Genomic DNA, 7,014 nt, shown 5'->3' with positions numbered 1-7,014 from the left:
CCAGACGGCCGGTCGGTCGGCGCTGGTTTAGCGGTAATCGATACTACCAAGGTAAGCCGTCGCCCTTGAGCTCGGCCAGCCGAGAGCAGCGGCGGGGCGAGGATAAACGTCAAGCCAAACTAAGACGGAGCGTCACGCAAGCCGTCGGGCTGGTGATTATTGCCGGTCTGGTTTATCTTTTCGGGTTTGTTCGGACAATTAGCCTGCCGAGTAGTCTGCCGGCGTCGGTAGCCGGCGAGCTTAAGGCCAGCGCCAATAATTATCTCAACCGGCACTGGTACTCCAGACTGAAGCCGCTCATCAGCCATAGTCGGTTGAGGGCGGAATTGCTCGACCAGTTTCCCGGTTTGAGCGGCCTTGGTTTGGAACTGCCTTGGTATAGTTCTAATTTGAATATTTCCGACAGTGAACGCCAACCGTTAGCCCGATGGCAAACCACAAATGATGCTAACTCATATCTGGTAGACGAACAGGGGACAATCTACGCCAATCCGGCCGGGGGCTTTGATTACTTGGTACTGATTAAAGACTCGACACAACTGGAGATCAAATCGGGCCAGTCCCAAATCAATCTTCAAGCGGTTAATTTTATTAATAATCTGGATAGCCAACTGGCCGGAATTGTCCCAATTAGCGGCCAAGCGCGCTCATATGAACTTATCGATGCGCCCCGAGAGGTCAGGCTGCGGCTGAGCGGCCAGCCGTTTTTTATTAAACTTCTCTATAGCCGAGGCGTGTTGGATCAAGTCGACGAACTGAAAGAAATCCTCAGCTACTTGAAGAACCGACGAATCACTCCAGGCCAATATATTGACCTGAGGATACCCGACACGGCCTATTACCGTTAGGGCGCGGGGCACAGTCCCAAACAATATCATCTAGGTTTTATTGCTGCATTTAGAGGTAGCATCGGCCGCAAGAATTCAGCCGTGCGGTCGCAAAAAAAAGTAATCTCCCACCCTGTTAAGAATGTTCTGTTTTTGTACATTTTATAACTCAGGCCCCAAGGCGGGGACGATTACATATACAAATACATTAAATGTCAGATATGTCAAAGAGGGTAAGGCAGGGCACATGGCTCCAAATAAAATCTGCCCAGGCGTTGTGGATAAGTATACAGGCTCTGATAGATTGTTGATGGGCCTTCAACTCAATGTGAGACGACCGGGCCAAGAACCATGTACTTAAAAATTAATCTTGGCGTCGCAGCTAAACACTAAAGACGCAGTTAACGACCAAAAGGCGCTCTCATCCCCCAAAGTAGACAGGGTGATTAATAACAAAGACGATAAACATTAACGACGTAAAATATACATTGTGCGACACGATTGGTTTGTCTGAGTTCCATCCTCTTGGTCGTCTTTTAGTGTGCCTTTAAAGCTTTATATTTAGTTTCAACTCGCGCCCTGTCCGCGGCCCCCCTCGTGTTATCTCAATTTAATGATAGTGTCTTCGGCCAAATGACCATCGTCCTGGACTGGCTTATCGAGCTGACTCGGTTGAGTTTTTGGCGAATATTTAGTGTTCGAATTATGTTTCTTTTTATAACTAACTGAGCCCGCGGTTCTGGGAGTGGAAGGCCGTTTTGAATCGCTGCTTGTGGGCAGCGGCCGAGGGCTGAAGGTATCGCCGGTGGCTTTTATAATAGCCGCTTCCACCTCGGCTTTAGGCCGGCCATAGCGTTCCCGCGAGAGTCCGATTATGTCCTCGATATATTCGCTTTCAAACGTTGGTAGTTTGAGCGTAGTAGCGGAAAAGGCCGGAGTTTTTTCGCCGTCGATTGATAGAGCCGCGACGATGTGCTGGTTATGCAGCTGGATAAGGTCCTGGGCTTCAAACTGGGGTTCGACGTAGCGTTGCAGGGCGTGGGCGTCATCGGCACCGACTCGGAAGCTGATAATCGAACCGACATTGCCGAAAATAGCGTCCTTTACCTCGGGTGACATTTGTGAGACGTATTGGTTAGCGACTGTCAGATTCAGGCCGTATTTACGGGCCTCGCTTAAAATAACGGCAAACGAATCGGTGGCGAAGTTCTGAAACTCATCGACGTATAAATAAAACGGGCGGCGGTCCTCTATCCTAGGTATATCGGCCCGGCTCATGGCCGCCAGTTGGATTTTGGTCACGATCATGGCGCCCAAGATGGCGGCGTTGTCCTCACCAATCAGCCCCCGGGACAGATTGACAAGCAAGATTTGACCTTTGTCCATCACCTCTCGCAAATTAAATGTGCTCTTGGGCTGGCCGATGATGTTTCGAATCAGCGGATTGGCTGTAAAGGCGCCAACTTTATTTAGTACCGGGGCGACAGCCTCGGACGCAAACTTGTCATTCCAGCTGCCGAATTCATTAATCCAGAAGTTGCGAACGACTGGATCCTGGATGTTTCGGATTACTTCATCGCGGAAATTTCGCTCGGTTAGCATCCGGGTAATGTCCAGCATGGTGGAGTTCGGGTAGTCCAACAGCGCCAAAATGGTGTAGCGCAAGATATACTCCAACCGCGGGCCCCATGATTCGAACATCCGTTTTAGCACCCCGACCAGCTCGGAACTGATATGGTTTTTGAGGTTGGGGTCGATCACCTCCAGCGGGTTGAATCCGATGGGAAATTCCCGATCGGCCGGGTTAAAGTAGACGACATCCTTGATCCGGTCTTTAGGGATAAATCGCAGAACGTCCACGGCGTAGTCGCCGTGAGGATCGATTACGCCGAAACCGTAACTGTGATAAATATCGGACAACGACAACAATTGGAGCATAAAAGATTTGCCGGTGCCGGTTTGGCCCACTACGTAGACGTGCCGTCCCCTATCCGAGCGCTTGAGGCCAAACTGGATATTGTTGCCGCGGAAGTTTGTCACCGCGAAGGGGCTTAGTTGGTCTTCCGGTACGGTGCCGACTGACGGCAGAGTCGAGGGCGGTTCGGCGGTTTTGGAAGTAGCCCAGACAATGTTCGGGGTTTCTACGTTGGTATGCGGCAGGTGGTACAGGCTGGCTAACTCCTCGATATTTAGGATTTTACCCTCGTCCAAGAAGAACCTAGCTCGGTATTCGGCTAACGCGTTGTCGCCGGCGCCGCCGGGTTTTTGGCTGAAGCCGTTTAAGTTAGTGGTGTTAAATTGCTTGAAAGTGCCGATCATAGCCTGCAGCCTTAGCCGGGCGGTGGTTTTATCGTCGCCCAGATACATCAGCCGGATCTTGACCTGGTAACCGAGTTTTTTGGTTTTTTCCTCGATTGCCGTGATGCGAGACTTGTCTCTCTCCCCTACCTCCTTGGCCGCCTCACCCTCCTTGCCTGGTTCGGGCGGTTTCCAGAGGGCTTCAAACAGCTGCCCCATGAAGCTGAAGAAGGAGTCGACTCCCCCACCAGTGAACCAACCCCGGCCATTTTTAATCTGGTCGATAAACTTGCTGCCACGTTTGTGCCAGGAGTCGTCTAGTGGTCGGGCTAGGATTTGAATCCACATTTCTTCATTCGGCGCTTCCAGCTTGGCCAACGTAGCTGTGATGGCAGCCAGCGGGTCCACCTCAAAATTCTGAAAGGTTTTTATGGGCAGAACCTCATTATCCGTCAACGTCAACTCGACGCTTTGGGCTATCGGCTGATCGATCTGTCGAGCGGCGTAATCCTCGTCCAGCTGCTTGATTTGAACAGTCGGGTACTGGGCGTAAACCTGACCCTCGACAAAATTTTGCAGGTGCTTGGGCGTCCAGACGTAAAACCGGATTCGTTGATCGATAGCGGCGATTTCGAAACTAACGTGCTCTTGCAGTATCCCCTCGCGCATCAGTTCGGCTTTGGGCCGGAGAATCCCGTGTAGGGCGGCAAACATTTGTTCCGCTGCCAATTCCTTTTTGTCATTGGCTCGGGGGATCTCCAGCAACAGTAATACGTGTTCAGCGCTGGCGGCGTTGTAGGCCTTCCGGCGGTTTTGCCATGTCAGATAACCTAAGGTGGCTGCAATTGGCAGCCAAACCCACCACTGTGTCACCAGGTTAACCAGGGGCCCGATAATACTAACAATCATAATCACTTTCTATTTTCTCTAAGCTTACAGAGATTTGCAAATACCAGTAACTGATATTATACCATGTCAAAGCAAATAAATCAAGATGAGCTCGGATCTAAGGGGTTTGTTTTTAAGCAGTTTCGTCGAACGCGTAAGTTGCCTTGGCTACTCGCTTGAACTGTGGTTTGCCCTGTAAGTTGAGCAAGATGGTGGTTTCTTTCACCCGACGGCTTTTGAGCACGCGCTTAACGATTTCATCGCGGTGTAACGGCTTGCCGCTTTTTTTGAGCACCTCGGCAATGACATCGGCTACTGTGCCGCGCTTATAGCCCCACTCTTTTAGGGCGTAAATTCCTCGGCCGATCAGCACAAAGCGTGGATCTTTGATAAGTTCGTTATGAATGGCCTGAGTAGTAACGTCCTTGCGCTTGAAGGTCGAGGCTTTGATCTGTTTGGCGATGTCGGAAAAGTGCATCGGCTTTTGATTGTCTTTTAAAATGACGTAAATCTTATCGCGGATATTCTTGGGATTGACCAGCGGCCAGCGGATTAGTCCCCATAGACCGCGTAAGGTCGCCAACTCCTTGCTGATGCTGGCCAGAGCGGCGATATGCCGGGGGTGTTCTAAACTAAGACGGGCGTGGAGTTCTTCGGCCGTGATTGGTTCGCCGACAGTTTTGATGGCGTCAATGACCTGCTTGATGGCTTGCTTGATCTTTCTCTCGTCATATTTGTCACGGATAGCGACGGCTTGTCGGTATCGGTCGTTTTCATCGATTAGTTCCAGGCCGGGTGAGATTGAAGCCAGTAAGGCCACGTGGGCATGGGTCCGTTCGTCGTCCTGTTCGGTTAAGGCCTGGGCCAAATTGATAACGGTAGCCACCAAGCCGAGCTCGTGTAATTCTTTGATAATGGCCTTCTCGGCCGACTTAAGCTGAAGTAATTGATCTTCGGCGGCCTGGGCCTTCAGCCGGGCAAGGATGGCCTTTTCCAGCTGTCGAACCCGCTCGCGGGTAATACCTAACAGCTCCCCGATTTGCTCGAGAGTCTCACGGCGGTCATATAAGCCAAAACGACGTCCAATGATCTCCTTTTCCCGGTCTCTATCGATTGAGTCGAGAATACTTTTGACCACGGCGCGTACGTCAAGCGCGTTTGCTGTTTGGGACATAAATAATTTATACCTCGCTATTACTATAGAATATGTTTTAAATTATGTCAAACACTCTACCTTATATTCAATTATAGCACTAATTAGACAGCATGTGAAATACCTGTTTTCTGACTTGACCAGGACTGACATATAAGCTTAAGCACGTTTTTTTAACAGAGACTGAACCTGATCAAGGGTGAGTTTTTTTGGGTCGATGTCCTTGGGTATTTTGGCGTTGGTCTTGCCGTTTGTGACGTACGGGCCGAAACGGCCGCTCTTAACTATTAAGCCGTCGCCAAAGTCTTTGATCAAAGACTTTTTTGTGGCCGATTGGCGTTCGGCGATTAACTTTTGGGCGCGGCTTAGCCCAATCGTAAAAACATCCTCGTCTTTTGGGATACTGGCAAAGGTCGAACCCAACTGGACGTAGGGCCCGTAACGGCCAATATTGGCTTTTATCGGCTGGCCGTCCTGCTCACCGAGGTCGCGCGGCAGTTCGAACATCTTTAAGGCTAGCTCTAGAGTTACGTTTTCCAAAGTGGCACCGGGCGGCAAAGGTGCAAAATCCGGTTTAGTTTCATCCTCGGCTTCGCCGCGTTGCAGCATCGGCCCGTAGCGGCCGAAACGAGCTAGGATAGGCCGTTTGGTCTGGGGGTCAACGCCGATTTTTCTGGCCTGAGTAGCTTCTTTACGAGTGACTTTGGCCGCTGCCATGACGGTTTTATGAAAGTCCGTGTAAAAATCTTTGATCATGGCGTTCCAGGCACGCTGGCCCACCTCGATGGCATCGAACTCGTCCTCCACCTCGGCCGTGAAATCGTAGTCGACGACGTCCTTGAAGTGCTTGAGCAGAAAATCAGTTACGACTGTCGCCGTGTCGGTTGGTAAAAGTTTTTTGCTGTCACCGCCCAGCGTTTTGACCTCGGTCTGTTGGCTGATTTTGCCGGCTTTTAGCCGTAGTATAGTCAGCTCAACCTCCTTGGTTGGCGCGGGTTCGCGGCTGACATAGCCGCGGTCCTGGATAGTCGAAATAGTTGGTGCGTAGGTACTCGGCCGGCCGATTCCCATTTCCTCCAGCGTGCGGACTAGGTTGGCCTCAGTATAACGGGGCGGGACACGGCCCGGAGTTTCTTCAGCCTTGGCGGCTATCAGCGTCAACTTATCACCCACAGCTAGTTTAGGCAGAACCTCGTCTTTGAGCGCTGACTGGGGGTAGGCTTTCAGCCAGCCGTCAAAGGTTATGACTTCGCCCTCGGCTGTTAACTCGGCCTTGCCGTTGGACAAAATAATCTTTGTCTTGAGCAGCTTAGCCGTCGCCATTTGGCTGGCCAAAAATCGCCCGCGAATCAGCTTATACAACTTGGCTTGAGCGGGGTCCTCCCCCGCTTCGGCCCGCTCAACCCTAGTTGGACGAATGGCCTCGTGGGCTTCTTGGGCGCCCCGGGTTTTTGTGGTGTAGCGGCGGAATTGATGGTAATTTTGGCCGAATTCCGCTCCAATATAGTCCTTGGCCATCGCGGTCGATTGGCCCGATAACGAGACTGAGTCGGTTCTCATATAGGTTATGTGCCCAGCCTCGTATAATCGTTGTGCCAGGTTCATGGTCCGCTTAACGGAATAGCCGAGCTTGCGGCTGGCTTCTTGCTGCAGACTGGAAGTCGTGAATGGTGGCGCCGGATTGCGCGTTCCCTCGGTTTGATCGACGGCTAAAACGTCAAATGGTCCAGTTTTAAGCTGTTCCAAGACGGCTTTGGCCTTGGCTTTGTCGGCCGGCTGCTGAGCGTAAACGGCCGCTAGCTCATCCGGTTCTCGTTTTAAAACGGCGGATATTTTAAATGTCGTTGT

At 51.4% G+C, this 7,014-nt stretch carries 4 protein-coding genes; 1 reads left to right on the top strand and 3 read right to left on the bottom strand.

Annotated features, from left to right (window positions below; translation table 11 throughout):
* On the top strand, positions 1-848 hold an 848-nt coding region (locus tag VGA08_03315; GenBank protein ID HEX9679623.1), incomplete at its 5' end, for a hypothetical protein.
* A gap of 579 nt (positions 849-1,427) precedes the next feature.
* Here the strand turns inward: VGA08_03315 and VGA08_03310 are convergent.
* The 3 genes from VGA08_03310 to VGA08_03300 form a co-directional block, all read right to left on the bottom strand.
* On the bottom strand, positions 1,428-4,034 hold the full coding sequence (locus tag VGA08_03310; protein ID HEX9679622.1) for a DUF87 domain-containing protein: 2,607 nt from the start codon (positions 4,032-4,034) through the stop codon (positions 1,428-1,430).
* A gap of 112 nt (positions 4,035-4,146) precedes the next feature.
* Positions 4,147-5,187: a sigma factor-like helix-turn-helix DNA-binding protein gene (locus VGA08_03305; GenBank protein ID HEX9679621.1), complete on the bottom strand. Its 1,041-nt coding sequence runs from the start codon at positions 5,185-5,187 to the stop codon at positions 4,147-4,149.
* 138 nt (positions 5,188-5,325) lie between these two features.
* A partial coding sequence (locus VGA08_03300) for a DNA topoisomerase (GenBank protein HEX9679620.1) occupies positions 5,326-7,014 on the bottom strand: 1,689 nt, incomplete at its 5' end.

Source organism: Candidatus Saccharimonadales bacterium (assembly GCA_036397795.1).
Taxonomy (GTDB): domain Bacteria; phylum Patescibacteriota; class Saccharimonadia; order Saccharimonadales; family DASWIF01; genus DASWIF01.
The sequence above is the reverse complement of the archived record's forward strand: the minus strand, read 5'-3'. Positions and strand labels throughout refer to the sequence as shown.

Bases quoted from the DNA above. Each gene is read 5' to 3' on its own strand.
- VGA08_03310 (HEX9679622.1), bottom strand. From the start codon at position 4,034: ATGATTGTTAGTATTATCGGGCCCCTGGTTAACCTGGTGACACAGTGG.
- VGA08_03305 (HEX9679621.1), bottom strand. From the start codon at position 5,187: ATGTCCCAAACAGCAAACGCGCTTGACGTACGCGCCGTGGTCAAAAGT.